At 67.3% G+C, this 22,829-nt stretch carries 25 protein-coding genes and 2 tRNA genes; 16 read left to right on the top strand and 11 right to left on the bottom strand.

The window, feature by feature from the left end; translation table 11 throughout:
- Positions 1–43: 43 nt before the first annotated feature.
- From KUV62_RS21655 to KUV62_RS21630, 6 genes are all read right to left on the bottom strand, one after another.
- Positions 44–1,042, bottom strand: coding sequence for an LLM class flavin-dependent oxidoreductase (locus KUV62_RS21655; RefSeq protein WP_222605839.1), 999 nt, complete (start codon positions 1,040–1,042; stop codon positions 44–46).
- Positions 1,043–1,158: 116 nt separating this feature from the next.
- On the bottom strand, positions 1,159–1,947 hold the full coding sequence (locus KUV62_RS21650; RefSeq protein WP_222605838.1) for an FAD binding domain-containing protein: 789 nt from the start codon (positions 1,945–1,947) through the stop codon (positions 1,159–1,161).
- Between the two features lie 109 nt (positions 1,948–2,056).
- The gene (locus tag KUV62_RS21645) at positions 2,057–4,420 is read right to left on the bottom strand and encodes a xanthine dehydrogenase family protein molybdopterin-binding subunit (protein WP_222605837.1); all 2,364 of its coding nucleotides are present in this window, start codon (positions 4,418–4,420) and stop codon (positions 2,057–2,059) included.
- A 114-nt stretch (positions 4,421–4,534) separates the two neighbouring features.
- Positions 4,535–5,020: a (2Fe-2S)-binding protein gene (locus KUV62_RS21640; protein ID WP_222605836.1), complete on the bottom strand. Its 486-nt coding sequence runs from the start codon at positions 5,018–5,020 to the stop codon at positions 4,535–4,537.
- Between the two features lie 98 nt (positions 5,021–5,118).
- A complete protein-coding gene (locus tag KUV62_RS21635) occupies positions 5,119–5,652 on the bottom strand; it encodes a CoxG family protein (RefSeq protein ID WP_222605835.1) in 534 nt (177 codons plus the stop codon).
- A 204-nt stretch (positions 5,653–5,856) separates the two neighbouring features.
- Positions 5,857–6,339 carry a hypothetical protein gene (locus tag KUV62_RS21630; protein ID WP_222605834.1) on the bottom strand — a complete coding sequence of 161 codons (483 nt, stop codon included), beginning with the start codon at positions 6,337–6,339 and terminating at the stop codon, positions 5,857–5,859.
- Between the two features lie 82 nt (positions 6,340–6,421).
- Between KUV62_RS21630 and moaA the strand changes: the two genes are divergently transcribed.
- The 6 genes from moaA to KUV62_RS21600 all read left to right on the top strand — a co-directional run bounded on the left by moaA (position 6,422) and on the right by KUV62_RS21600 (position 11,924).
- The gene (gene moaA / locus KUV62_RS21625; protein WP_222605833.1) at positions 6,422–7,426 is read left to right on the top strand and encodes a GTP 3',8-cyclase MoaA; all 1,005 of its coding nucleotides are present in this window, start codon (positions 6,422–6,424) and stop codon (positions 7,424–7,426) included.
- 270 nt (positions 7,427–7,696) lie between these two features.
- Entirely contained in the window at positions 7,697–8,149 is a 453-nt protein-coding gene (locus KUV62_RS21620) for a GNAT family N-acetyltransferase (protein ID WP_222605832.1), read from the top strand.
- Positions 8,149–9,528 (top strand): DUF2927 domain-containing protein, encoded by a 1,380-nt coding sequence (locus tag KUV62_RS21615; protein WP_222605831.1) that lies wholly within the window; start codon positions 8,149–8,151, stop codon positions 9,526–9,528. The genes KUV62_RS21620 and KUV62_RS21615 overlap by 1 nt, the downstream gene beginning before the upstream one ends.
- Positions 9,525–9,692 (top strand): apolipoprotein acyltransferase, encoded by a 168-nt coding sequence (locus KUV62_RS21610; protein ID WP_222605830.1) that lies wholly within the window; start codon positions 9,525–9,527, stop codon positions 9,690–9,692. The genes KUV62_RS21615 and KUV62_RS21610 overlap by 4 nt, the downstream gene beginning before the upstream one ends.
- A gap of 208 nt (positions 9,693–9,900) precedes the next feature.
- Positions 9,901–11,085 carry a vWA domain-containing protein gene (locus KUV62_RS21605; protein WP_222605829.1) on the top strand — a complete coding sequence of 395 codons (1,185 nt, stop codon included), beginning with the start codon at positions 9,901–9,903 and terminating at the stop codon, positions 11,083–11,085.
- Positions 11,082–11,924: a BadF/BadG/BcrA/BcrD ATPase family protein gene (locus KUV62_RS21600; protein ID WP_222605828.1), complete on the top strand. Its 843-nt coding sequence runs from the start codon at positions 11,082–11,084 to the stop codon at positions 11,922–11,924. The genes KUV62_RS21605 and KUV62_RS21600 overlap by 4 nt, the downstream gene beginning before the upstream one ends.
- A gap of 80 nt (positions 11,925–12,004) precedes the next feature.
- Here the strand turns inward: KUV62_RS21600 and KUV62_RS21595 are convergent, their stop codons facing one another.
- A complete protein-coding gene (locus KUV62_RS21595; protein ID WP_222605827.1) occupies positions 12,005–12,658 on the bottom strand; it encodes a glutathione S-transferase family protein in 654 nt (217 codons plus the stop codon).
- A 103-nt stretch (positions 12,659–12,761) separates the two neighbouring features.
- Between KUV62_RS21595 and KUV62_RS21590 the strand changes: the two genes are divergently transcribed.
- The gene (locus KUV62_RS21590; RefSeq protein ID WP_222605826.1) at positions 12,762–13,973 is read left to right on the top strand and encodes a polyhydroxyalkanoate depolymerase; all 1,212 of its coding nucleotides are present in this window, start codon (positions 12,762–12,764) and stop codon (positions 13,971–13,973) included.
- A gap of 236 nt (positions 13,974–14,209) precedes the next feature.
- Here KUV62_RS21590 and KUV62_RS21585 read toward each other — a convergent pair.
- Both KUV62_RS21585 and soxR read right to left on the bottom strand, forming a co-directional pair.
- A tRNA-Val gene (locus tag KUV62_RS21585) sits at positions 14,210–14,285 on the bottom strand.
- A 34-nt stretch (positions 14,286–14,319) separates the two neighbouring features.
- Positions 14,320–14,817 (bottom strand): redox-sensitive transcriptional activator SoxR, encoded by a 498-nt coding sequence (gene soxR, locus KUV62_RS21580; RefSeq protein ID WP_261395827.1) that lies wholly within the window; start codon positions 14,815–14,817, stop codon positions 14,320–14,322.
- A gap of 73 nt (positions 14,818–14,890) precedes the next feature.
- Here soxR and KUV62_RS21575 point away from each other — a divergent pair, with 73 nt between their 5' ends.
- Together KUV62_RS21575 and KUV62_RS22760 are read left to right on the top strand one after the other, a co-directional pair.
- Positions 14,891–15,109 carry a hypothetical protein gene (locus KUV62_RS21575; protein ID WP_222605825.1) on the top strand — a complete coding sequence of 73 codons (219 nt, stop codon included), beginning with the start codon at positions 14,891–14,893 and terminating at the stop codon, positions 15,107–15,109.
- 2 nt (positions 15,110–15,111) lie between these two features.
- A complete protein-coding gene (locus KUV62_RS22760; RefSeq protein ID WP_261395826.1) occupies positions 15,112–15,234 on the top strand; it encodes a hypothetical protein in 123 nt (40 codons plus the stop codon).
- Positions 15,235–15,290: 56 nt separating this feature from the next.
- Here the strand turns inward: KUV62_RS22760 and KUV62_RS21570 are convergent.
- Positions 15,291–15,365: transfer RNA gene (locus tag KUV62_RS21570), tRNA-Val, on the bottom strand.
- A gap of 109 nt (positions 15,366–15,474) precedes the next feature.
- Positions 15,475–15,957, bottom strand: coding sequence for an HU family DNA-binding protein (locus KUV62_RS21565; RefSeq protein WP_222605824.1), 483 nt, complete (start codon positions 15,955–15,957; stop codon positions 15,475–15,477).
- Positions 15,958–16,134: 177 nt separating this feature from the next.
- Between KUV62_RS21565 and KUV62_RS21560 the strand changes: the two genes are divergently transcribed.
- The 7 genes from KUV62_RS21560 to KUV62_RS21530 all read left to right on the top strand — a co-directional run bounded on the left by KUV62_RS21560 (position 16,135) and on the right by KUV62_RS21530 (position 22,826).
- Positions 16,135–16,830, top strand: a complete 696-nt coding sequence (locus tag KUV62_RS21560; RefSeq protein ID WP_222605823.1) for an HAD family hydrolase — start codon at positions 16,135–16,137, stop codon at positions 16,828–16,830.
- A complete protein-coding gene (locus tag KUV62_RS21555) occupies positions 16,827–17,774 on the top strand; it encodes a sugar-binding transcriptional regulator (protein WP_222605822.1) in 948 nt (315 codons plus the stop codon). The genes KUV62_RS21560 and KUV62_RS21555 overlap by 4 nt, the downstream gene beginning before the upstream one ends.
- 106 nt (positions 17,775–17,880) lie before the next feature.
- Complete coding sequence (locus KUV62_RS21550; protein WP_222605821.1) at positions 17,881–19,185, top strand: ABC transporter substrate-binding protein; 1,305 nt, start codon at positions 17,881–17,883, stop codon at positions 19,183–19,185.
- Positions 19,186–19,325: 140 nt separating this feature from the next.
- Complete coding sequence (locus KUV62_RS21545; RefSeq protein ID WP_222605820.1) at positions 19,326–20,192, top strand: carbohydrate ABC transporter permease; 867 nt, start codon at positions 19,326–19,328, stop codon at positions 20,190–20,192.
- 13 nt (positions 20,193–20,205) lie between these two features.
- Positions 20,206–21,036, top strand: coding sequence for a carbohydrate ABC transporter permease (locus tag KUV62_RS21540; protein ID WP_222605819.1), 831 nt, complete (start codon positions 20,206–20,208; stop codon positions 21,034–21,036).
- A gap of 18 nt (positions 21,037–21,054) precedes the next feature.
- A complete protein-coding gene (locus KUV62_RS21535) occupies positions 21,055–22,056 on the top strand; it encodes an ABC transporter ATP-binding protein (RefSeq protein ID WP_222605818.1) in 1,002 nt (333 codons plus the stop codon).
- Positions 22,053–22,826: an L-iditol 2-dehydrogenase gene (locus tag KUV62_RS21530; RefSeq protein WP_222605817.1), complete on the top strand. Its 774-nt coding sequence runs from the start codon at positions 22,053–22,055 to the stop codon at positions 22,824–22,826. Before KUV62_RS21535 ends, KUV62_RS21530 begins: the two co-directional genes overlap by 4 nt.
- Positions 22,827–22,829: the final 3 nt, after the last annotated feature.

Here is a 22,829-nt window from a genome sequence, read left to right as displayed (position 1 = left end):
AATACCCACAAGACCTTTCCAGAGCCTGAACGGGCGCGCGGTTTTACGCTGCCCGCGCCGCCAGCCCCTGCAACGCGTCCATCGCGATGGCATAGCTCAGCTGCCGCGCCTTCGGATCATGCATCGCGCTCGACAGGATCAGCTCGTCAGGCCGGTAGCGCTCGATCAGCCGCTCGAGCCCCGCCGCCACCTGCGCCCGGTCGCCTGTCGCGCTGACGCTCAACGCCTGCTCGACCATCGCCACGTAGCGTGGATCGGCAACGGAATTGATGTCGTCGACCGGGTGCGGCAGCTTGCCGGGACGGCCGCTGCGCAGGTTGATGAAGGCCTGCTGCTGCGAGGTCTTGAGCCGCAGCGCCTCGGCCTCGGTCTCGGCCGCCCAGACATTGGCAGCGAGCATGAAGCGCGGCCTGTCGGTGATGCCGGGCTGGAAGCGGTCGCGGTAGATCTCGACCGCCTGATCCAGCGCGTCGGGGGCGAAATGCGAGGCGAAGGCGTAAGGAAGCCCGAGATGCGCCGCGAGCTGGGCGCCGTAGAGCGACGAGCCGAGGATCCAGACGGGCACATGGGTGCCCTCGCCCGGCACCGCGCGCACCGGCTGGCCCTCGCTGGCCTCCTGAAACAAGCCGATCAGCTCGACCACGTCCTCGGGGAAGCGATCCGACGAGGTGTGGTTGCGGCGCAGCGCCATGGCGGTGATCTGGTCGGAGCCCGGCGCCCGCCCGAGCCCGAGGTCGATGCGGTCGGGGAACAGCGTGGCCAGGGTGCCGAACTGCTCGGCGATCACCAGCGGCGAGTGGTTGGGCAGCATGATGCCGCCGGCGCCGACGCGGATCTTGCTGGTGGCGGCGGCCACCTGCCCGATCACCACCGAGGTCGCCGCCGAGGCGATGCCGACCATGTTGTGATGCTCGGCCAGCCAGAAGCGGTGATAGCCCAGCCGCTCCACATGGCGCGCCAGATCGAGCGTGTTGTTCAGCGCGTCGGCGACGGTGCCGCCTTCGGGCACCATCGAGAGATCGAGAACGGATGCGGGGATCATGTGCGGCCTTTCTGCTGCGTGTCCTCCCGCATATAGGCATGCCTTGTTTCGCTTAAAGATGCAAAGACCCCCGACATGCGCATGCCGGGGGCCAATTCGCTTGAATTTATCGCGGTTTACGCGGCTGCCTTCACCGCCCGCTTGGTCAGCACCGCGATCAGGTGGGCGCGGTAGTCGCCGGAGCCGTGCAGGTCCGAGATCATGCCGTCACCCGAGAGCGACAGCCCGTCGAGCGCGTCGGCGCTGAACTTCGACGTGAGCGCCGTCTCGGCCTCGGACCAGCGGAACACGCCATCCTCGGAGGCGCCGGTCACCGCCACGCGCACGCCATCGGCGTATTTCGCCACGAACACGCCGACCAGCGCGAAGCGCGAGGCGGGCTGCTCGAACTTGATATAGGCCGCGGCCTCCGGCACCGGGAACCTGACCGCGGTGACGATCTCGCCCTCTTCCAGCGCGGTGGTGAACATGCCCTCGAAGTAATCGTCCGCCGCGATCTCGCGGGTGTTGGTGACGATGGTCGCGCCCGAGGCCAGCGCCGCCGCCGGGTAGCAGGCGGAGGGGTCGTTGTTGGCGAGGCTGCCGCCGATGGTGCCGCGGTTGCGCACCGCCGGGTCGCCGATATTCACCGCCAGATCGGCCAGCGCCGGGTAGGCGCCGCCCACCTCCGCCGCCACCGTGGCATGGGTGGTGCCGCCGCCGATGGTGATCGTGCCGCCATCGACGGAGACCCCCTTGATCTCGTCGATATTCTTCAGGCTCACCAGCACCGACGGCGCCGCGAGCCGCGCCTTCAGCGAGGGGATCAGCGTCTGCCCGCCGCCCAGCGCCTGCGCCTCTTCCTTGCCCAGCGCGGCCACCGCGTCGGCGACGCTGGTCGGGCTTTCGATCTCGAAGCTGTACATCTTCAATCCTCCTGTCGAAGGGTCTCCGGGCGCAGCGCCCTGCCCTTCTTCACGTTCCAAATACTCAACGATCCGGCGGCGCCGTCAAGCGATGCCGCCGGTAAGAGGCTCAGCCCTGCATCGCTTTCCACACCCGGTGCGGCGAAACCGGCATGTCGATGTGTTCGACATGGGTGTAACCGCCCGAATGCAGCGCATCGATCACCGCGTTGACCACCGCCGGCGGCGAGCCGATGGCGCCGGCCTCGCCGCAGCCCTTCACCCCGAGCGGGTTGTGGGTGCAGGGCGTGGCGCAGGAATGGTCGACCATGTAGAACGGCACGTCCTCGGCGCGCGGCATGGCGTAGTCCATGTAGGAAGCCGAGAGCAGCTGGCCGTTCTCGTCATAGACGCAGTTCTCGAGCAGCGCCTGCCCGATGCCCTGCGCCAGGCCGCCATGGACCTGCCCCTCGACGATCATCGGGTTCACCACGTTGCCGAAATCGTCGGCGGCGGCAAAGCGCTCGATGGTGACGCGGCCGGTCTCGGGATCGAGCTCGAGCTCGCAGGCATAGGCGCCCGAGGGATAGGTGAAGTTGGCCGGGTCGTAGAAGGCCGTCTCCTCCAACCCCGGCTCGATATCCTCGAGCGGGTAGTTGTGCGGCACGTAGGCGGCCAGCGTGACATCGCCCCAGGCCACCGACTTGTCGGTGCCCGCGACGGTGAACTGGCCGTCCTTGAGCTCGATATCGGCATCGGATGCCTCGAGCAGATGGCCGGCGATCTTCTTGGCCTTGTTGATGATCTTCTCGGTGGCGCGGACCATGGCCGAGCCACAGACCGCGAGGCTGCGCGAGCCGTAGGTGCCCATGCCGAAGGGGATCTTCGAGCTGTCGCCATGCACGATGTCGATCATGCTCTCGTCGATGCCAAGCATCTCGGCCACCACCTGCGGGAAGGCGGTCTCGTGGCCCTGACCGTGGGAATGCGCCCCCACCATGACCGAGATCGACCCGGTGGCGTTCACCCGCACCGTGGCGGCGTCATAGAGACCGGCGCGCGCCCCGAGCTGGCCCACGAGGTTCGACGGCGCGATGCCGCAGGCCTCGATATAGCAGTTGATGCCGAGTCCGCGGAGCTTGCCCTTGGCCTCGCTCTCCTTGCGGCGGGCTGCAAAGCCCTCGCGGTCGATCATCTCCTCGAGCTTGTCCATGGTCGCGGTGTAATCGCCGGTGTCGTATTCCACCGCTACCGGGGTCGCGTAGGGGAAGCTGTCGATGAAGTTCTGACGGCGCAGCGCGATCGGGTCGACGCCGAGCTCGCGCGCCGCCTTGTCGACAAGCCGCTCGAGCTGGAAGGTCGCCTCCGGGCGGCCCGCGCCGCGATAGGCATCGACCGGCACGGTGTTGGTAAACACCGCCTTCACGTTCACCTGGATCGCCGGGGTCTTGTAGTTGCCGGCCATCAGCGTGCCGTGCAGCCAGGTCGGCACCGAAGAAGAGAAGGTCGACAGATAGGCGCCCATGTTGGCCAGCGTGTCGGTGCGCAGGCCGATGAAGTTGTTGTCGGCATCGAGCGCCAGCTCGATCTTGGTCACGTGATCGCGGCCATGGGCATCGGACATGAACGCCTCGGAGCGGGTCGAGGTCCACTTCACGGGGCGGTTGATCTGCCGCGACGCGAAGGTGACGAAGGCCTCCTCGGCGTAGTGGAAGATCTTGGTGCCGAAGCCGCCGCCCACATCCGGGGCCACCACGCGCAGCTTGTGCTCGGGGATGCCGAGCACGAAGGCGCCCATCAGCAGCCGGATCACGTGCGGGTTCTGCGAGGTGGTGTAGAGCGTGCTCTCGTCATTGGCGCGGTTGTACTCGCCCAGCGCGACTCGCGGCTCCATCGGGTTGGCCACGAGGCGGTTGTTCACCAGCTCCAGCGTGGTCACATGCGCGGCGCTCGAGAAGGCCTCGTCGATGGCCGCCTGGTCGGAGCCGAACTGCCAGTCGTAGCAGAGGTTGTCGCTCAGGTCGTCATGCACCTTGGCGGCACCGGCCTCAAGCGCGGCCTTCATGTCGACCACCGCCGGAAGCTCGGCAATGTCGTAGACGATGGCCTCGGCGGCGTTGCGCGCCTCCTCGAGGCTCTCGGCCACCACCGCGGCGATGGGATCGCCCACGTGGCGCACCTTGCCCTGGGCCAGCACCGGGTGGGCCGGCTCCTTCATCGGCTCGCCGTGCTTGTCGGTCACCTGCCAGCCGCAGGGCAGACCGCCGATCCCCTCGAAATCCTTGCCGGTGAAGATCCGCACCACGCCGGGCATCGCCTCGGCATCGCTCGTATCGAGACTGTTGATGGTCCCGTGCGCCACGTCCGAGCGCAGGAACACGCAATAGGTCTGGCCGTAGGTGTTGATGTCGTCGGTGTACTGACCGGCGCCTGTCAGGAAACGCACGTCCTCGCGGCGTTTCTGCGAGGCTCCGATGCCATGATCCTTGGGCATGAAAACTCCTCCCTGGGTGTGGCGGGCAGCCCCCGCCTTGGCAAATCCCTGCCGGACGCCGCGCCCCGGCGGGTCCTCCACCCGCCGATCCGGCCTTTCCGGTCGTTCGCTAACTTACTCGGCGGCGATACCGCTCACGTCCTGCCCGCTCGCCGCCAGGATCGCCTTGACGATGTTGTGGTAGCCGGTGCAGCGGCAGATATTGCCCTCGAGGTAATCGCGCACCTCGTGCTCGCTGGGCTTGGGGTTCTCCTTCAGGAGCGCTGCCGCGGTCATCACCATGCCCGGCGTGCAGAAGCCGCATTGCAGGCCGTGATGGTCTTGGAACGCCTGCTGGATCACCGACAGCGAGCCATCGGCATTCGCCATGCCCTCGATCGTGGCCACCGAAGCGCCTTCGGCCTCGGCTGCAAACATCGTGCAGGCCTTCACGCTCTTGCCATCCACGTGAATCACGCAGGCACCGCACTGGCTGGTGTCACAGCCCACGTGGGTGCCCGTCAGGTGCAGTTCGTCGCGCAGAAATTCGGTCATGAGCGTGTTGCCCGAGACCTCTTTCGAGACGGCCTTGCCATTCACCGTCATCGTCACCTTGGTCATCAAGTCCTCCCTGGGTGTCCCTGTCTGTTGTCCTTTGGTGGTCGCGGGCTCCTTGCCTGCCCGCGGTGTCGTATCGAATGCGCTTCAGGCAACCGGCCTCAGTTCGAGACCATTCGCTTGAACCAGCCCTTCTTCTTGCCCTCTTCCGCGGCCTCGCCTTCGGCTTCCGGTGCGGCATCGGGATCGGCCGGCCCTTCGACCGCGTCCTGAAGGTTGGTGAAGAACTGGTCCGCCATCTTCTTGGCGAAGCCGTCGATGATGCGGCTGCCGAGCTGTGCCAGCTTACCGCCGACCTTGGCTTCGACCTCGTAATGCAGCTCGGTGATGCCATCGCCCTTGTCGGTCAGGGTGACGTCGGCGCCGCCCTTGGCGAAGCCCGCCGCGCCGCCCTTGCCCTCGCCCGACAGCGTCAGGCTCTCGGGCTCGTTGCGGTTCGACAGCGCAACCTGTCCCTTGAAGGTCGCCTTCACCGGGCCGACCTTCTGCACCACGGTGGCCTCGAAGCCCTCTTCCGGCGAGCCGGTCATCTCGGTGCAGCCCGGGACGCATTGCTTGAGAACCTCCGGGTCCAGGATCGCGGCCCAGACAACCTCGCGGGGCGCCTTGATCTCGCGCGTGTCGCTCATGTGCATGGTGGGGTCCTCCCTTCCTCTCCGGGCCCCACAGTACACGTTGCCTGTCGGGGGCATATAAGACCAATGGCTAAGACCATCGGCATGTCTCGCGCCGGCCCCTTCCGCGGGGGTCCGGCCCTGTGCCGGCAGCATGGACAATGGCCTTCTCGCTGCCAAGCGGATTCGTGAAATCTGCCGGGGGCTTGCTCCCCGCAGGCGCGGTCAGCCTCCGGCGTAGACCTCGACCGTGGGCAGATCGGTCAGCGGTGCCTCGATCAGCCGCATGGCGGCCAGCGAGATGCGGCTGCCGGCGGTGGCAGGGCCGTCGATGGGGCGCAGGGTGACCTGGGCCGACTTGCCGCTACCCGGAAACACCACGCGGCCGTCGCGCTCGCTGCTGACCAGCGGCGTCTCGAGCCAGAAGCCCGGCTTCGAGGGATCGCCAAGCGAGACCACGGTTGTGCCGAGACGGCTCTCTCCACCCGAAGACGGCGCCGCCGCAGCGGCACGCTCCTCGGCGCTGGTGGTGTCGAACTCTTCCTCGGTGCGGGCCCCGACGGGCGGGGCGATGCCGCCGGCGGGACGCGCTTCGGGACGGGCGGCCTCGGTCGAGGCGGCGGCGACGGGCTCTTCCTGCTGGGCCGGGGACATGGTCTGGCCACAGGCGGCGAGGAGCAGGACGGGGAGAAGGGAATACGCTTTCATACCGGCAGCCTAGGACCAATATCCGGGGCTGACAATCGCGTCCGTCCTTGCCGAGCGGCGCAATCGCGCCTAGGTTTCGCGGATGGAAAAGCTCATCGATCCCTTCGCGCGCCCGATCTCCTATCTGCGGGTCTCGGTCACCGACCGCTGCGACTTCCGCTGCGTCTACTGCATGTCCGAGAACATGAGCTTCCTGCCCAAGAAGGAGCTGCTGACGCTGGAAGAGCTCGACCGGCTGTGCTCGGCCTTCATCGGCATGGGGGTCGAGAAGCTACGCATCACCGGCGGCGAGCCGCTGGTGCGGCGCGATATCCTGAAATTCTTCCAGTCGATGACTCGGCATCTCGACTCCGGTGCCCTGCGCGAGCTGACGCTGACCACCAACGGCTCGCAGCTCGAGAAATTCGCCAAGCCGCTCTACGAGGCCGGCGTGCGGCGGGTGAACATCTCCGCCGACACGCTGAACGAGGAGAAGTTCGCCGAGATCACCCGCTGGGGCCGCCTGCCCCAGGTGCTGCGCGGCATCGACGCAGCGCAGGAGGCGGGGATGCGGGTCAAGCTCAACGCGGTGGCGCTCAAGGGCTTCAACGAGGACGAGCTGTTCTCGATGACCGAATGGTGCGCCGAACGCGACATGGACATGACCTGGATCGAGGTCATGCCGATGGGCGACATCGGCAACGAGGACCGGCTCGACCAGTACTGGAAGCTGACCGACCTGCGGGCGCGGCTGGCCGAGCAGTACACCCTCACCGACCTGCCCGAGAGCACCGGCGGCCCGGCGCGCTACGTGCGGCTCGAGGAGACCGGGCAGAAGATCGGTTTCATCACCCCGCTCACGCATAATTTCTGCGAGAGCTGCAACCGGGTGCGCCTGACCTGCACCGGCGAGCTCTTCATGTGCCTGGGCCAGGAAGACAATGCCGACCTGCGCAGCGCCCTGCGCAACCACCCTGGCAGCGATGCACCGCTCGAAGAGGCGATCCGCGCCGCCATCGAACGCAAGCCCAAGGGCCACGATTTCGACTACTCGCGCCAGAGCGTCGACGGCCGCGTCTCGCGCCACATGAGCCACACCGGCGGCTGATTCCCGCGCCCGAAAAATCTTCGCAGGAAGATTTTCCACGCCCCCCGTCGTGACAGATTTTTCGTCCGAAGGATCTTGGTCCCCGGTCTCGGCGCGCGCGCCCGGGGACTGCCCCTCTTTCAGCTTCGCTCCCTTCGGTCACACGAGCGGCGAAATCCGCCGGCCCCGCGGAAGGGCGTTGGGTCGCGCGGCGCTTTGTGCCTATACTCGACACAATCCGGGCGCGAGACCCGCACCCGAGCAGTGATCAAAGACAGGCAAGACCCACAGATGACCCAAGACACGGTGACCGTGCGACCGCTCCGGGCGGCTGACGAAGACAGCTGGCGCAAGCTCTGGACCGGCTACCTGACCTTCTACGAATCCTCGGTGAGCGAGGAGGTCTACCAGACCACCTTCGCCCGCCTGCTCGACGATGACGACCACGAGTTCCACGCGCTGGTGGCCGAGAGCGACGGCGAGCTGGTCGGGCTGGTGCACTACCTCTTCCACCGGCATTGCTGGCGGGTCGAGAATGTCTGCTACCTGCAGGATCTCTTCGCCGCCCCCGAGGCGCGCGGCAAGGGCGTCGGCCGGGCGCTGATCGAGGCGGTCTATGCCGAGGCCGACAAGGCCGGATCGCCGAGCGTCTACTGGCTGACGCAGGACTTCAACCACACCGCCCGGCAGCTCTATGACCGGATCGGCACCCTGACCCCCTTCATCAAGTACCAGAGGCCCTGATGCGCCGGCTGCTGTTTCCGGTGCTGATGTGGCTGGCCTCCTGCATGCCGGTCGCGTCTCCGGAGACGGCGAGCCGTGCCGCCGCCTCGCTGGGCGATCTCGGCCCCCTGCCCGCGATGAAGAGCTTCGCCCAGGCCCATCCGGCGCCGCCGGCGATCTCGAATGCCGATCTCGGCCGCGACGTGCTGGAACTGGCCTTCGCGCTGGAATCTGGCCGCGCGCTGGAGCAGTTCTCGCGCTTCGAGACGCCGGTCACCGTCGCCGTGCAGGGTAAGGCCCCACCGACGCTGGGGCCGGATCTCGACCGGCTGCTGCAGCGCCTGCGCCGCGAGGCCGGGATCGAGATCTCCCGTGTCAGCGGCACCGAGGCCAACATCACCCTCGTCCCCGTGCCGCGTGACGAGATCCGCCGCCACCTGCCGCAGGCCGCCTGCTTCGTGGTGCCGAATGTCGGCTCGCTGAAGGAATACCTCTCCGCGCGCAACAGCCGTCGGGTGAGCTGGACCGCCGTCACCCGCCGCGAACGCGTGGCGATCTTCCTGCCCGCCGATGCCGCGCCGCAGGAGCTGCGCGATTGCCTGCACGAGGAGATCGCGCAGGCGCTCGGTCCTCTCAACGATCTCTACCGGCTCGGCGACAGCGTGTTCAACGACGACAATGTCCACAACGTGCTGACCGGCTACGACATGACCGTGCTGCGGGTGTTCTACGATCCCGCCCTGCGCTCGGGCATGCGCCGCGACGAGGTCGCCGCGCGGCTGCCGGCGATCCTCGCCCGCGCCAATCCCGGCGGCGCGCGCCAGCAGGCCCGCCGGCTCTCCGCCACGCCGCGCGACTGGAGCGCCGCGATCCAGACCGCGCTCGGCCCCGGCGCGGGCTATGGCGCGCGGCTCAAGGCGGCCTCGACGGCGCTGGCGATCGCCGAGCGCGAAGGCTGGACCGATCACCGGCTGGGCTTTTCCTTCTATGCCAAGGGACGGCTGTTGCAGGGCAGCGATGCCGAGGCGGGGCGGCGCGCCTTCCTGCGCGCGCAGCAGGCCTTCGAGCGCGCCCCGGACACGGCGCTGCACCAGGCCTACGTGGCCGCCCAGCTCGCCGCGTACGAGATCCACGACAACCGCCCCGAGGCGGCGCTGGCGCTGACCGCGCCGCATCTCGACACCGCCATGCGGCACGAGAACGCGGCGCTGCTCTCGACGCTGCTCCTGCTGCGCAGCGAGGCGCTCGACCTCGCCGGGCGGGCCTCCGAAAGCCGGCTGGTCAAGCTGGACTCCCTGGCCTGGGCACGATACGGCTTCGGCCCGGACTGGGCCGTGGGCGCCAAGGCGCGCGAGATCGGCTCTCTCAATCCGCTTAAGGGAGGCAGGGGCGCAGGATGATCGTGATAGCCGGGGTTCTGATCGGGGCCATCATCGGCGGGCTGACCGCCAAGCGCCGCAAGGGCGATCTCGCCGATATCGCGCAGTTCGTCGTGGTCTACGGCATTGCCTTCGGCCTGGCCGGGTTGATCGTGACCATCGTGATCGAGAAACTCGCGACCTGAGCGGGGCGGCCTGCATCGCTCTCAGGGGCGCTGCCCCTCTGACGCCTGCGGCGCCATTCACCCCGGGATATTTCTGGCCAGAAGAAGCTGCAGGGAGCGCGCTGTTTCTGAGGTGCGGCGCGGGAGCGCGTTTTTCCGCGGGGCGGCGAGGCGGTGGTTGCGACCGGGGCCGCTTCGCGTAGGATGAGCGCAGACCAGCGGAGCCCCCATGTTCGTACCGTTCTTCGAAACCCTTCGCGCCGCGCAGGTGCCGGTCTCGCTACGCGAGTACCTGACCTTTCTCGAGGCCATGAAAGCGGGCCTGGCGACCTATGACGTGGAGGGGTTCTACTACCTCGCGCGCAGCGCCATGGTGAAGGACGAGCGCCATCTCGACCGCTTCGACCAGGCCTTTGCCCACAGTTTCAAGGGGCTCGAGGAGATTGGGCTGGAGCAGATGCTCGAGGCGGTGGAACTGCCCGAGGACTGGCTGCGCAAGATGGCCGAGAAGCACCTCACCGAGGAAGAGAAGCGCGAGATCGAGGCGCTGGGCGGGTTCGACAAGTTGATGGAGACGCTGCAGGAGCGCCTGCGCGAACAGCAGGGCCGGCACCAGGGCGGCAACAAATGGGTCGGCACTGCCGGCACCTCGCCTTTCGGCGCCTATGGCTACAACCCGGAGGGCGTGCGCATCGGCCAGCACGAGAGCCGCCACAAGCGCGCGGTCAAGGTCTGGGACAAGCGCGAATTCCGCAATCTCGACGACAGCGTCGAACTCGGCACGCGCAACATCAAGGTGGCGCTGAAGCGGCTGCGCCGCTGGGCCCGCGACGGCGCGCAGGAGGAGCTCGATCTCGACGGCACCATCCGCGCCACCGCCGAGCACGGCTATCTCGACGTCAAGACAAGGCCCGAGCGCCGCAACGCCGTCAAGCTGCTGCTGTTCTTCGACATCGGCGGATCGATGGATCCGCATATCAAGGTGGTCGAGGAGCTGTTCTCCGCGGCGCGCACGGAGTTCAAGCATCTCGAGCATTACTACTTCCACAACTGCCTCTACGAGGGCGTGTGGCGCGACAACCGGCGGCGCTGGGACCAGCAGACCGCGACCTGGGACGTGCTCAACACCTACGGCTCCGACTACAAGTGCATCTTCGTGGGTGACGCCTCGATGAGCCCCTACGAGATCGCCTATCCCGGCGGTGCCAACGAGCACTGGAACCAGGAGGCCGGGCAGGTCTGGCTCGAGCGGGCGCGGGCGCAATGGCCCGATCACCTCTGGATCAACCCGGTGCCCGAGCGGCACTGGCCCTATACCCAGAGCATCGGCATGATCCGCGAGATCTTCGAGGAGCGCATGGTGCCGATGACCCTGGAGGGGATCAGCCGCGGCATGAAGGAGCTGTCGCGATGATCCTTGCGGTGGATGGCGGCGGCTCGACCTGCCGGGTGGCGCTCGAACACGCCGGCAGCCGGCACGTGGTGAGCCTCGGCGCCGCCAACGTGACCAGCGATTTCGATGGCGCGGTGGCGCGCATCTCCGAAGGGCTGCAGGCGGTGGCGCAGGCAGCGGGGCTGAGCCCGGAGGCGCTGCGCGCCTGCCCGGCCTATCTCGCGCTGGCCGGGGTCACCGGCGAGGCGCTGGCGCAGCGGGTGGCGCGCGCCCTGCCCCTCGATCACGCGGTGGTCGAGGAGGATCGCCGCGCATCGGTGGTGGGCGCGCTTGGGCGGGCCACGGGCTGCGTCGCCGGGCTCGGCACCGGCAGCTTCCTCGCCCGCCAGGACGGCGACAGCTTCCGCAGCATCGGCGGCTACGGGCTGGTCCTGGGCGACGAGGCCTCGGCGGCCTGGCTCGGCCGGGAGATCCTGATCTACACGCTGCGCGCCCATGACCGGCTCGAGGCGCAGACCCCGGTGACCGAGGCGCTGCTCGAGGATCTCGGCGGTGCGCCGGGGGTCATCGCCTTCGCCGCGAGCGCCACGCCGGAGCGCTTCGGCCAGCTCGCGCCGCGGGTGACGCAGGCGCCGGAGGATCCGGCAGCGGCGCTGCAGATGCGTCGCGGCACCGCCTACGTGGCGACCGGGCTCAACGCGCTGGGTTGGCGCCCCGAGGAGCCGATCTGCCTGATCGGAGGGGTCGCGGCGGCCTATGCGGACTGGCTGCCGCGCGAGATGGCCGAGGCGCTGCGAGCGCCCGAAGGCAGCGGGCTCGACGGCGCTCTGGCGCTGGCGCGGCGGCTGACCCCGGCCTGAGGCACCGGACATCTTCCATCAGGGAGAGAGAAACAAGACCGCCCGTGCCGGAGACCCGAAAGCGTGCGCCCCCGCGCGCCTCAGAACTCGACCTCGAGCTCCTCGATCTCTTCCGGCTCGGCCAGTGCGCCGGCGATCCAGTCCTGCATCGGGGCCCAGTCGAGCACCGTGTCGATATAGGCTTCGAGCCGGTCATCCAGCGTCACCGCGTAAGTGCGGAAGCGGGTGCAGACCGGCGCATACATCGCATCCGCCACGGTGGGACGGCCGAACAGGAACGGTCCGCCATAGGTGTCGAGGCAATCGTGCCAGATCGCCTTCACCCGCTCCACATCAGGGCGCGCGCCGGAGAAGATCTTGAAACGCTCGTGTCGGGCCTTGAGGTTCATCGGCAGCGCCGAGCGCAGGTTGTAGAAGCCCGAATGCATCTCGCCGGCGATCGCCCGGCAATGGGCCCGCCGCACCACGTCTTCGGGATAGAGCTTCGCCTCCGGAAAACACTCGTTGAGATATTCCGCGATCGCCAGCGTGTCCCAGACCTGGACCTTGCCGTGGGTCAGGCGCGGCACCCGCACGGTGGGTGAAAGCAAAAGCAATTCCTGCCGCATCTCGGCATCGGTTGGATCGACCGGCGCCTCGTCGAAATCGAGCCCCGACATCTTGCACAACAGCCAGCCGCGCAACGACCAGGAGGAATAGTTCTTCGATGAAATCGTGAGCGTTGCCGTGACCATGCTCCCCCCGTTCCTGACGTGATGCTGCACTGCGTCATGATTTTTGTCGCATGGCCCCCGGGTTCTGGCTAGCGTTTTTGCAACGAAGGAGGGTCAGACTGCCGTGCTCTACGCCACCTACCAGGGACTTGATGATTTTATCGCCCCTTTTCGCACCGCCGCGCTCACCGCGCTGGCCTTCGCCCCCAGAGGCGCCGGCCCCTTCGCCGATCTGATCCGCAAGAACGCCGCGCTGGCCGAGATGGTCTCGCGCTTCCAGCTCACCCACGAGCGGCCGGGCTTCGGCATCTCCTCGGTCCGGGTGGAGAACCGCGACGTGCCGGTGACCGAGGAGGTGGCGCTCGACCTGCCCTTCGGCAACCTGCTGCACTTCCGCAAGGATATCGACACAGCGCAGCCGAAGGTGCTGGTCACGGCGCCGCTCTCGGGGCATTTCGCCACCCTGCTGGCGGGCACCGTGAAGACCCTGCTGCGCGACCACGACGTCTATATCACCGACTGGAAGAACGCCCGCGACGTGCCGCGCGATGCCGGCGATTTCGGCGTCGAGGATTACATCGACTACGTCATCCGCTTCATGGAGACCATCGGCCCCGGCGGCCACGTGCTGGCGGTCTGCCAGCCCTGCGTGCAGGCGCTGGCCGCGGTGGCGGTGATGTCGGAGGATCGCAACCCGGCGACGCCGCGCTCGATGACGCTGATGGCGGGCCCTGTGGATGTGCGCGAGAGCCCGACCACGGTCAACGAGCTGGCGCAGGAGAAACCGCTGGGCTGGTTCGAGCGCAACGTGATCTCGACGGTGCCGTTCCGCTACCCGGGCGCCGGGCGGCGGGTCTATCCGGGCTTCGTGCAGCTCACCGCCTTCATGTCGATGAACATGGAGCGCCACCAGTCACAGCACCGCAAGCTCTACGATCATCTCGCCGCAGGCGAGGACACCGAGGCGCGCCGGATCAAGGAGTTCTACGACGAGTATTTCGCGGTGCTCGACCTGACCGAGGAATTCTACATCGAGACCATCGACCGCGTGTTCCAGCGCGCCGAGCTGGCCACCGGCGATTTCAGCTTCCGCGGCCGCAAGGTCGATCCGTCGAAGATCCGCAACACCGCGCTGCTCACCGTCGAGGGCGGGCGCGACGACATCTGCGGGCTCGGCCAGACCACCGCGGCGCATGATCTCTGCTCGACGCTGCGGCCGCATCTCAAGCGCCATCACCTTCAGGCCAACGTCGGGCACTACGGTGTCTTCAACGGCCGCCGCTGGGAAAACGAGATCTACCCGGTCGTACGCAACATGATCCTCGCGATGGAGTGAGCCTCTTGCGGTTTGCGCCGGAGCAAGCGCATCGGGCGGTATGGGTGTGAGCGATGGCCGCTGCAGAGGCAGCATGGCCACTGTGCGACTGCGCCTGGCGATGCGCCTGCTCAGATCGCGCCGCGCGCCTCCCGCCGGAACGTGGCGCCCTGCGACTGCGGAGGGCGGCGCACCCGATTCATCTGACCGCATGCGCCCAGAAGGGCGAGCGTCAGGGGCCGGTGCATCGGAGGGAATGGTGGGTGATGAGAGACTCGAACTCCCGACATCTTCGGTGTAAACGAAGCGCTCTACCAACTGAGCTAATCACCCGGCCCGCGCGGTTTAGCCAAGCGCGCGGCGCAGTTCAAGTCGCTTTGCGCCGCCGGCGCTCACGCGCGATCCAGGTGCGCGGCCCCGGCCCCTCGCGGCCCTTGGCATCGCCGGGATTGTAGAGCGGACAGGTCTCCATCGACAGACAGCCGCATCCGATGCAGCCGTCAAGATCGTCGCGCAGCGCCTCGAGCCGGGCGATGCGGGCGTCGAGCTCGCTGCGCCAGTCCTCCGAGACCGCCTGCCATTCCGCCTTGTTCGGCGCCCTGCCCTTCGGCAGCCGTGCCAGCATGGTACGAATCTCCGCGAGCGGAATGCCCAGCGATTGCGCCACCCGGATCACCGCCACCCGGCGCAGCTCTCGGCGGTCGTAACGACGGTGATTGGCGGGGGTGCGCCAGCTCTCGATCAGCCCCTCGGATTCGTAGAAATGCAGCGTCGAGACCGCGACACCGGCGCGGGCGGCCATCTCTCCGACCGAGAGATCATTGGGGCGGACGGGCGCGGCGCGACCGCGGGCAGATGACGACATGGGCGCTTGACCTCAAGTGAACTTGAGGAAGCACAGTGATCGATATCGACCGAATCTGCAAGGAGACCCGCCCATGACGACCCCGACCCGCATCATCGGCCTGCGTCCGATCCGCCTGCGCTTGCGCCTGCTCGCCCCGCTCCAGACACGGCTGCGCGCCCGCCGCGCCCGCAGACGGCTGGCGCAGCTGCGCCGGAGCCCGGCCCTGGCCCGCGACATCGGTCTGCCGTCCGAGCCGCCGCCCAACACCCCGCACCGCACCATGCCCCGTGACCTGAGAGAAAGGTGGTAACCATGCCCAGCATCCTGAAACGGCTCGCCGCGCTCTACCGCGCCCCCACGCGCTGCGGCGCGCTCTGCCGCGAGGTCGCGGAGGAAACCGCCCTGATCGCGCGCGATGCCGCACGAAACGCCTGAGCCAAAATGAAAAAGGGCGCGCTCGATCCGATCGGAGAGCGCGCCCTTCAGAAGAATGGTGGGTGATAAGAGATTTGAACTCCTGACATCTTCGATGTGAACGAAGCGCTCTACCACTGAGCTAATCACCCGGTAGCGGGTCTAATAAGAGAAGCCGCCGAGAGGTGCAAGAGGGCAATTTCAGGATTTTCGGCGAAAGTCCCTCCGCCCGCCCGATGCCGTCGCGGCAGGGCACGAGGCTCAGTCCCCGGCGTCCTGCGCGGCCTCGCCTTGGGGCCCGACTCCGCTGCTCTCGGGGCAGCACGGCGCGTTCTGCCGCAGCCTGGCATGGATCACCCGCTTGCCGCCGCGTGTCTTCACGTTGGCGACCTTGAGCTTGCCGAGCGGCTCGAGCCGCAGATCCCGGCCCTCGGCGAGTGCGCTGCCCAGAATCGCCAGCGCCGCCTCCACCGCCGGCTTGGCGTCGCGCCTCCTGACACCGCTGCGCGCGACCACCCGGTCGAGCAGCTCCTTCTTCTCGAGCACCTCTGGCGCCTCGGCGGACGTGGCCTCATCAGGGTCGGACGGCTCCGAGACCGGCTCCGGCCGCGCTGCCCCACGCGCTGCGCCGGCCCCGGCCCCCGACGTGACCTCCCGGACCAGTTCCGGCACGAACTCCGGCGGGAACTCGGACACCCGCTCAGGCTCGGGCGGGGTGAGAGGCGGTCTGCTGCTGCGTGTCATGGCGGATCCCGTGAGGCTTGAGTTGACGCACCCATAAAACTCTCGATCTGAGAATCTTATCCAACTCCACGCCGCATGAACAGGGCGCCCCGCCGCCTTGCGCGCCCCGGCGCCCCGGCACGCGCGCTCTGGCGCCGGTCGCGGCGCTCGGCTACACCCCGGACAAGGGGGAGCACGATGCCAGAGATCCAACTCGTCATCTTCGATTTCGACGGCGTGGTCGTCGACAGCGAGGTCATCAGCGCGCGGATGCTGGTGGCGGAACTGGCCGAATACGGCGTCGAGATCGACCTGCCCTACGTGGCGCAGCATTTCCTCGGCCGAAGCTACCCGGTGGTGCTCGAGCAGATCCGCCGCGAATTCGCCATCACCCTGCCCCAGGGCTTCGAGGCCGATTACCGCGCCCGGCTGGTGGCGGCCTTCGGCAAGGAGCTCAAGGTCATGCCCGGTCTGACCGAGACGCTGGAGGCGCTCACCGTGCCCTATGTCATCGCGACGAGTTCGAGCCCCGCGCGGGTGGCGCAATCGATGGAGATCGTCGGGCTGACGCGGTATTTCGAGGGGCGCATCACCACCGCTGCCGAGGTGACCCATGGCAAGCCGGCCCCCGATCTACCGCTCAGGGCGGCGGAAAAGGCCGGTGTCGCGCCGGAGAATTGCCTGCTCCTGGAGGACTCGCTGGCCGGGATCCGCGCCGGCCTGGCGGCGGGCATGATGGTCTGGCAATTCACCGGCGGCAGCCATTTCAAGGGCATGGAGCCGCCTTCGGCGCCGGATGCCCAGCCACATCAGGCATTTGCCAAATTCGCCGAGCTCGCGCATCTTGCCCCGCAGCTTCTGAAAATCGGTGCAGACGGAGGGACCGGCGCATGAGTGACGACAGCGAGGCATCCGCCGACGACATCGCCGCCCGCGCCGGCTGGCTCTACTATGTGGGCGGCCTGCGGCAGGACCAGATCGCGCAGGAGCTGGGCATCTCGCGGCAGCGGGCGCAGCGCCTCGTGGCGCGCGCCATGGCCGAGGGGCTGGTGCGGGTGCGCATCGACCACCCGATTGCGGAATGCCTCGAACTGGAGCGGGCGCTGCGCCGGAAATACGGGCTCGACCGGGTCCGCGTCGCGCCCGGCATCGGCTCGGATCAGGATGCGCCGCGCGCCATCGCCCCCTTCGCCGCGCCCGAGCTCGAGCGGGTGTTCCGCGATCCCGAGCCCAAGCTCGTGGCGCTCGGCACCGGGCGGATGCTGCGCGCGGTGATCGAGGAAATGCAGGTGATCCCCGCCAGCCACCACCGGGTGGTTTCGCTGATCGGCAACGTCTCGCCCGACGGCTCGGCCTCGTTCTACGAGGTCATCATGCGCATCGCCGACAAGACCGGCGCACCGCACTACCCGATGTCGGTGCCGGTGATGGCCCGCGATGCCGAGCATTTCGAAATCTACCGCAACCTGCCCCATGTGAAGAGCTCGCGCGCCCTCGGTGCGCAGGCCGACCTGACCATCGTGGGAATCGGCCAGATGGCCGAGGACGCGCCGCTCTATGTCGACGGGTTCATCACCGCCGAGGAGCTTCAGGCGGTGCAGGAGGCCGGCGCTGCGGGCGAGATCTGCGGCCATATCTTCGATTCGGACGGAACCTATATCGACCATCCCGTCAACAATTTCATGGTCGGCTCGCGGGTGCCGGTGAACGGCAATCCGGTGATCTGCATTGCCGGCGGCCCCAGCAAGATCAAGGCCTTGGCCGCGGCCCTCAAGGGCCGACTGATCCAAGGACTGATCACCGACGAGCACACTGCCGCCGCTTTGCTCAGCAGATAAGCCATGCACTGCACGCAAATCAGGCTTGACAAGACTCACCCCCTCATGTGAGCTTTTACTCACTTCTTGAGCATATGCTCATCTTGAAGGTTTTGGGAGGACTACCATGTCTAATTCGTTCCGCGCCCTGATGGGCGCGTGCGCCATTGGTGCGCTTGCGACCGCCGCCTCGGCGGAAACGATCACCGTCGCGACCGTGAACAACGGCGACATGATCCGGATGCAGGGGCTGATGGATGAATTCAACGCCCAGTACCCCGACATCGAGGTCGAGTGGGTGACCCTGGAAGAGAACGTGCTGCGCCAGCGCGTGACCCAGGACGTTGCCGCCAAGGGCGGCCAGTTCGACGTCATGACGATCGGCACCTACGAGGTTCCGATCTGGGGCGCGCAGGGCTGGCTGGTGTCGCTGAACGACCTGCCCGCCGAGTGGGACGCGGATGACATCCTGCCCGCGATCCGCGGCGGCCTGACCGTCGACGGCGAGCTCTATGCCGCACCGTTCTACGGCGAGAGCTCGATGGTCATGTATCGCAAGGACCTGATGGACGCCGCCGGCATGGAAATGCCCGACGCGCCGACCTGGGACGACATCGCCAAGGCCGCCGAGGCGATGACCGACAAGGACAACGAGATCTACGGCATCTGCCTGCGCGGCAAGGCCGGCTGGGGCGAGAACATGGCCTTCCTGACCGCCATGTCGAATTCCTTCGGCGCGCGCTGGTTCGACGAGAACTGGACCCCGCAATTCGACAGCGAGGCCTGGGCCACCACCATCAACACCTACATGGACCTGATGAACAACTACGGTCCTCCGGGCGCCTCGACCAACGGCTTCAACGAGAACCTCTCGCTGTTCCAGCAAGGCAAGTGCGGCATGTGGATCGACGCCACCGTGGCGGCCTCCTTCGTGACCAACCCCAACGACTCCACCGTCGCCGAGCACGTGGGCTTCGCCCTCGCCCCCGACAACGGCCTCGGCAAGCGCGGCAACTGGCTCTGGGCCTGGTCGCTGGGCATCCCTGCCGGCACCGATGCCGAGGACGCGGCGAAGAAGTTCGTCGCCTGGGCAACCTCGAAGGAATACACCCAGCTCGTCGCCTCGAAAGAGGGCTGGGCCAACGTTCCTCCGGGCACCCGCACCTCGCTCTACGAGAACGAAGAGTACCAGAAGGTCCCGTTCGCCGAGATGACCCTCAACAGCATCAACGAGGCTGACCCGAACCAGCCGACCGTGGACCCGGTGCCCTATACCGGCGTGCAGTTCGTCGCGATCCCCGAGTTCGCCGGCATCGGCACCCAGGTCGGCCAGGAGTTCTCGGCCGCGCTCGCCGGCCAGCAGTCGGTCGAGCAGGCGCTGGAGAACGCCCAGGCGATCACCACCGACGAGATGGAAGCTGCCGGCTACTGATCCTTCCCCAAGGTAGCCTGCACAGGGAGGCGGCACCCGACTGCCGCCTCCCACTTTCCCCAACCAAGACCGCGTGACCGGCATGTCCTGCCGTGTCCCGCCCCGGCGGACCCGCTGTCCGCGCTCCAAGGAGGTATGCCATGGCGACCCAGCACGCTCGATCTGCCGCCCGATTGATGTTGGCGCCCGCCGTGATCCTGCTGCTTGGCTGGATGCTGGTGCCGCTGACCATGACGCTGGTCTTCTCGTTCAAGAAATACCTGCCGCTGCGCGGCGGCGACCTCGGGTGGGTCGGCTTCGAGAACTACGTCCGCTTCGTCACCTCCTCGGCCTTCTGGCCCAGCATCTGGGCCACGCTGATCATCGTCGGCGGCGTTCTCGTGATCACCATCGCCTTCGGCATCGCGCTGGCGCTGCTGCTCGACCAGCCGATGTGGGGCCAAGGCATCGTCCGCATCCTGGTGATCGCGCCGTTCTTCGTCATGCCCACCGTCTCGGCGCTGGTCTGGAAAAACATGTTCATGGACCCGGTGAACGGCCTCTTCGCGCATCTGTGGCAATTCTTCGGGGCCGAGCCGATCCAGTGGCTGAGCCAGGCCTCCCTGCCCTCGATCATCATGATCGTGTCGTGGCAGTGGCTGCCCTTCGCCACCCTGATCCTGCTTACCGCGATCCAGTCGCTCGACAGCGAGCAGATCGAGGCCGCGGAGATGGACGGCGCGCCGTGGACCTCGCGCTTCATCTACATCATCCTGCCGCACCTGAGCCGCGCGGTGACCATCGTGCTGCTGATCCAGACGATCTTCCTGCTGGGCATCTTCGCCGAGATCTTCGTCACCACGCAGGGCAGCTTCGGCACCCGCACGCTCACCTACCTGATCTACCAGCGCGTCCTCGAGAGCCAGAACGTTGGCCTCGGCAGCGCCGGCGGCATCTACGCCGTGATCCTAGCAAACATCATCGCGATCTTCCTGATGCGGATCGTCGGCAAGAACTTGGACGCCTGAGGAGGGACCAGACATGGCACGCGCAGTCACCACCCAACGCAAGGCGCTCAACACGCTCGCCGCCTGGACCGTTGGTCTGCTGATCTTCTTCCCGATCCTGTGGACCATCCTCACCAGCTTCAAGACCGAGGCCACCGCCATCGCAGACCCGCCGGTCTTCCTGTTCTTCGACTGGACGACCGAGAACTACTCGGCGGTGATGCAGCGCTCGGACTATGCGGAGTTCCTGTGGAACTCGATCGTCATCGCCGGCGGCTCGACCATCCTTGGCCTGATCGTCGCGATCCCGGCGGCCTGGTCGATGGCCTTCGTACCGTCGCGGCGCACCAAGGACATCCTGCTCTGGATGCTCAGCACCAAGATGCTCCCGGCGGTCGGCGTGCTCTATCCGATCTACCTGATGTTCATCAAGCTGGGCCTGCTCGACACCAAAATCGGCCTGACCCTCGTGCTGATGCTGATCAACCTGCCGATCATCGTGTGGATGCTCTACACCTACTTCCGGGAAATCCCCGGCGAGATCCTCGAAGCGGCCCGCATGGATGGTGCCTCGCTGCGCGACGAGATCCTCTATGTCCTGACGCCGATGGCGGTCCCGGGCATTGCCTCGACGCTGCTGCTCAACTTCATCCTCGCCTGGAACGAAGCCTTCTGGACGCTCAACCTCACTGCCGCCAAGGCAGCACCACTCACGGCCTTCATAGCGTCCTACTCCAGCCCCGAGGGCTTGTTTTACGCCAAGCTCTCGGCGGCTTCCACAATGGCCATCGCGCCGATCCTCATCATGGGCTGGTTCAGCCAGAAACAACTCGTCCGCGGCCTGACTTTCGGCGCGGTGAAATAAGACACGGGAGAACCTCTCATGGGACGCATCACACTCGACAAGGTGACCAAGAGCTTCGGTGAAGTGAACGTCATCCCGCCGCTCGACCTGACCATCAATGACGGCGAGTTCGTGGTCTTCGTCGGCCCCTCGGGCTGCGGCAAGTCCACCCTGCTGCGGCTGATCGCCGGGCTCGAGGATGTCACCTCGGGCCAGATCCGGATCGACGGCGAAGACGCCACCCGTATGGCTCCGGCGCAGCGCGGCCTCGCCATGGTGTTCCAAAGCTACGCGCTCTACCCGCACATGTCGGTGCGCAAGAACATCGCCTTCCCGATGAAGATGGCGGGCATCCCCGAGGACGAGCAGAAGCGCCGCATTGACAGCGCCGCCAAAGCGCTCAACCTCACCGACTATCTCGACCGCCGCCCCGGCCAGCTGTCCGGCGGCCAGCGCCAGCGCGTCGCCATCGGCCGCGCCATCGTGCGCGAGCCCTCGGCCTTCCTGTTCGACGAGCCGCTGTCGAACCTCGACGCGGCGCTGCGGGTGGGCATGCGGCTCGAGATCATGGAGCTGCACAAGCGCCTCGCCACGACGATGATCTACGTCACCCACGACCAGGTCGAAGCAATGACCATGGCCGACAAGATCGTGGTGCTGCGGGCCGGAAATATCGAGCAGGTGGGCAGCCCGCTGGAGCTCTACCGCGAACCGCGCAACGAGTTCGTGGCGGGCTTCATCGGCAGCCCCAAGATGAACATCTTCGGCGGCAACCCGGCCCAGCAGCACGGCGCCCAGAAGATCGGCGTCCGCCCCGAGCACATCGCCGCCTCGACCGAGGCCGGCACCTGGCAAGGCGTGGTTGGCGTGGCCGAGCACCTGGGCTCCGACACCTTCCTCCACGTGCACGAGACCGGCCTCGCCGAGACCATCACGGTGCGCGTAGACGGCGAGCTTTCGGTCAAGCATGGCGACCGGATCTTCCTGACGCCGGAAGCCGACAAGATCCACCGCTTCGACGCGCAGGGCCTGCGGGCATGAGCCGCCTCGCCGGCAAATGCGCGCTGATCACCGGTGCCGCGCGCGGCATCGGGGCCGCCTTCGCCGAGGCCTATATCGCCGAAGGCGCCAAGGTGGCGATCGCCGATATCGATTTCGCCCGGGCGCAGGAGACCGCCGCCGCGCTCGGCGAGGCCGCCGTCGCGGTCGAGATGGATGTCACCCGGCAGGAGAGCATCGACGCCGCCGTGGCCGAGACCGTGGCGCGGCTCGGCCGCATCGACATCCTGGTCAACAACGCTGCGCTGTTCACCGCCGCCCCGATCACCGAGATCACCCGCGAGGACTATATCCGCGTCTTCGACATCAACGTCGGCGGCACGCTGTTCACCCTCCAGGCGGTGGCGCGGCACATGATCGAGCACGGCATCAAGGGCCGGATCATCAACATGGCCTCGCAGGCCGGGCGCCGCGGCGAGCCGCTGGTGGCGGTCTACTGCGCCACCAAGGCGGCGGTGATCTCGCTCACCCAGAGCGCCGGGCTCAACCTCATCGGGCACGGCATCAACGTCAACGCCATCGCCCCCGGCGTGGTCGACGGCGAGCACTGGGACGGGGTCGATGCCTTCTTCGCGAAATACGAAGGCAAGGCGCCGGGACAGAAGAAACAAGAGGTCGGCGAAGCCGTCCCCTACGGCCGGATGGGTACCGCCCAGGACCTGACCGGCATGGCAATTTTCCTGGCCTCCGACGAGGCCGAGTACATCGTCGCCCAGTGCTACAACGTGGACGGCGGTCAGTGGATGAGCTGACGG

It is taken from the genome of Salipiger bermudensis (genome assembly GCF_019801965.1).
Classification (GTDB): Bacteria; Pseudomonadota; Alphaproteobacteria; order Rhodobacterales; family Rhodobacteraceae; genus Salipiger; species Salipiger bermudensis_A.
The sequence above is the reverse complement of the archived record's forward strand: the minus strand, read 5'-3'. Positions and strand labels throughout refer to the sequence as shown.

Bases quoted from the DNA above. Each gene is read 5' to 3' on its own strand.
- KUV62_RS21610 (WP_222605830.1), top strand. From the start codon at position 9,525: ATGATCGTGATAGCCGGGGTTCTGATCGGGGCCATCATCGGCGGGCTG.
- KUV62_RS21595 (WP_222605827.1), bottom strand. From the start codon at position 12,658: ATGGTCACGGCAACGCTCACGATTTCATCGAAGAACTATTCCTCCTGG.
- KUV62_RS21605 (WP_222605829.1), top strand. From the start codon at position 9,901: ATGTTCGTACCGTTCTTCGAAACCCTTCGCGCCGCGCAGGTGCCGGTC.
- KUV62_RS21530 (WP_222605817.1), top strand. From the start codon at position 22,053: ATGAGCCGCCTCGCCGGCAAATGCGCGCTGATCACCGGTGCCGCGCGC.
- KUV62_RS21650 (WP_222605838.1), bottom strand. From the start codon at position 1,947: ATGTACAGCTTCGAGATCGAAAGCCCGACCAGCGTCGCCGACGCGGTG.
- KUV62_RS21575 (WP_222605825.1), top strand. From the start codon at position 14,891: ATGACGACCCCGACCCGCATCATCGGCCTGCGTCCGATCCGCCTGCGC.
- KUV62_RS21640 (WP_222605836.1), bottom strand. From the start codon at position 5,020: ATGACCAAGGTGACGATGACGGTGAATGGCAAGGCCGTCTCGAAAGAG.
- KUV62_RS21550 (WP_222605821.1), top strand. From the start codon at position 17,881: ATGTCTAATTCGTTCCGCGCCCTGATGGGCGCGTGCGCCATTGGTGCG.
- KUV62_RS21600 (WP_222605828.1), top strand. From the start codon at position 11,082: ATGATCCTTGCGGTGGATGGCGGCGGCTCGACCTGCCGGGTGGCGCTC.
- KUV62_RS21560 (WP_222605823.1), top strand. From the start codon at position 16,135: ATGCCAGAGATCCAACTCGTCATCTTCGATTTCGACGGCGTGGTCGTC.
- KUV62_RS21535 (WP_222605818.1), top strand. From the start codon at position 21,055: ATGGGACGCATCACACTCGACAAGGTGACCAAGAGCTTCGGTGAAGTG.
- KUV62_RS21555 (WP_222605822.1), top strand. From the start codon at position 16,827: ATGAGTGACGACAGCGAGGCATCCGCCGACGACATCGCCGCCCGCGCC.
- KUV62_RS22760 (WP_261395826.1), top strand. From the start codon at position 15,112: ATGCCCAGCATCCTGAAACGGCTCGCCGCGCTCTACCGCGCCCCCACG.
- KUV62_RS21635 (WP_222605835.1), bottom strand. From the start codon at position 5,652: ATGCACATGAGCGACACGCGCGAGATCAAGGCGCCCCGCGAGGTTGTC.
- moaA (WP_222605833.1), top strand. From the start codon at position 6,422: ATGGAAAAGCTCATCGATCCCTTCGCGCGCCCGATCTCCTATCTGCGG.
- KUV62_RS21655 (WP_222605839.1), bottom strand. From the start codon at position 1,042: ATGATCCCCGCATCCGTTCTCGATCTCTCGATGGTGCCCGAAGGCGGC.
- KUV62_RS21545 (WP_222605820.1), top strand. From the start codon at position 19,326: ATGGCGACCCAGCACGCTCGATCTGCCGCCCGATTGATGTTGGCGCCC.
- KUV62_RS21615 (WP_222605831.1), top strand. From the start codon at position 8,149: ATGCGCCGGCTGCTGTTTCCGGTGCTGATGTGGCTGGCCTCCTGCATG.
- KUV62_RS21645 (WP_222605837.1), bottom strand. From the start codon at position 4,420: ATGCCCAAGGATCATGGCATCGGAGCCTCGCAGAAACGCCGCGAGGAC.
- KUV62_RS21630 (WP_222605834.1), bottom strand. From the start codon at position 6,339: ATGAAAGCGTATTCCCTTCTCCCCGTCCTGCTCCTCGCCGCCTGTGGC.
- soxR (WP_261395827.1), bottom strand. From the start codon at position 14,817: ATGTCGTCATCTGCCCGCGGTCGCGCCGCGCCCGTCCGCCCCAATGAT.
- KUV62_RS21540 (WP_222605819.1), top strand. From the start codon at position 20,206: ATGGCACGCGCAGTCACCACCCAACGCAAGGCGCTCAACACGCTCGCC.
- KUV62_RS21565 (WP_222605824.1), bottom strand. From the start codon at position 15,957: ATGACACGCAGCAGCAGACCGCCTCTCACCCCGCCCGAGCCTGAGCGG.
- KUV62_RS21620 (WP_222605832.1), top strand. From the start codon at position 7,697: ATGACCCAAGACACGGTGACCGTGCGACCGCTCCGGGCGGCTGACGAA.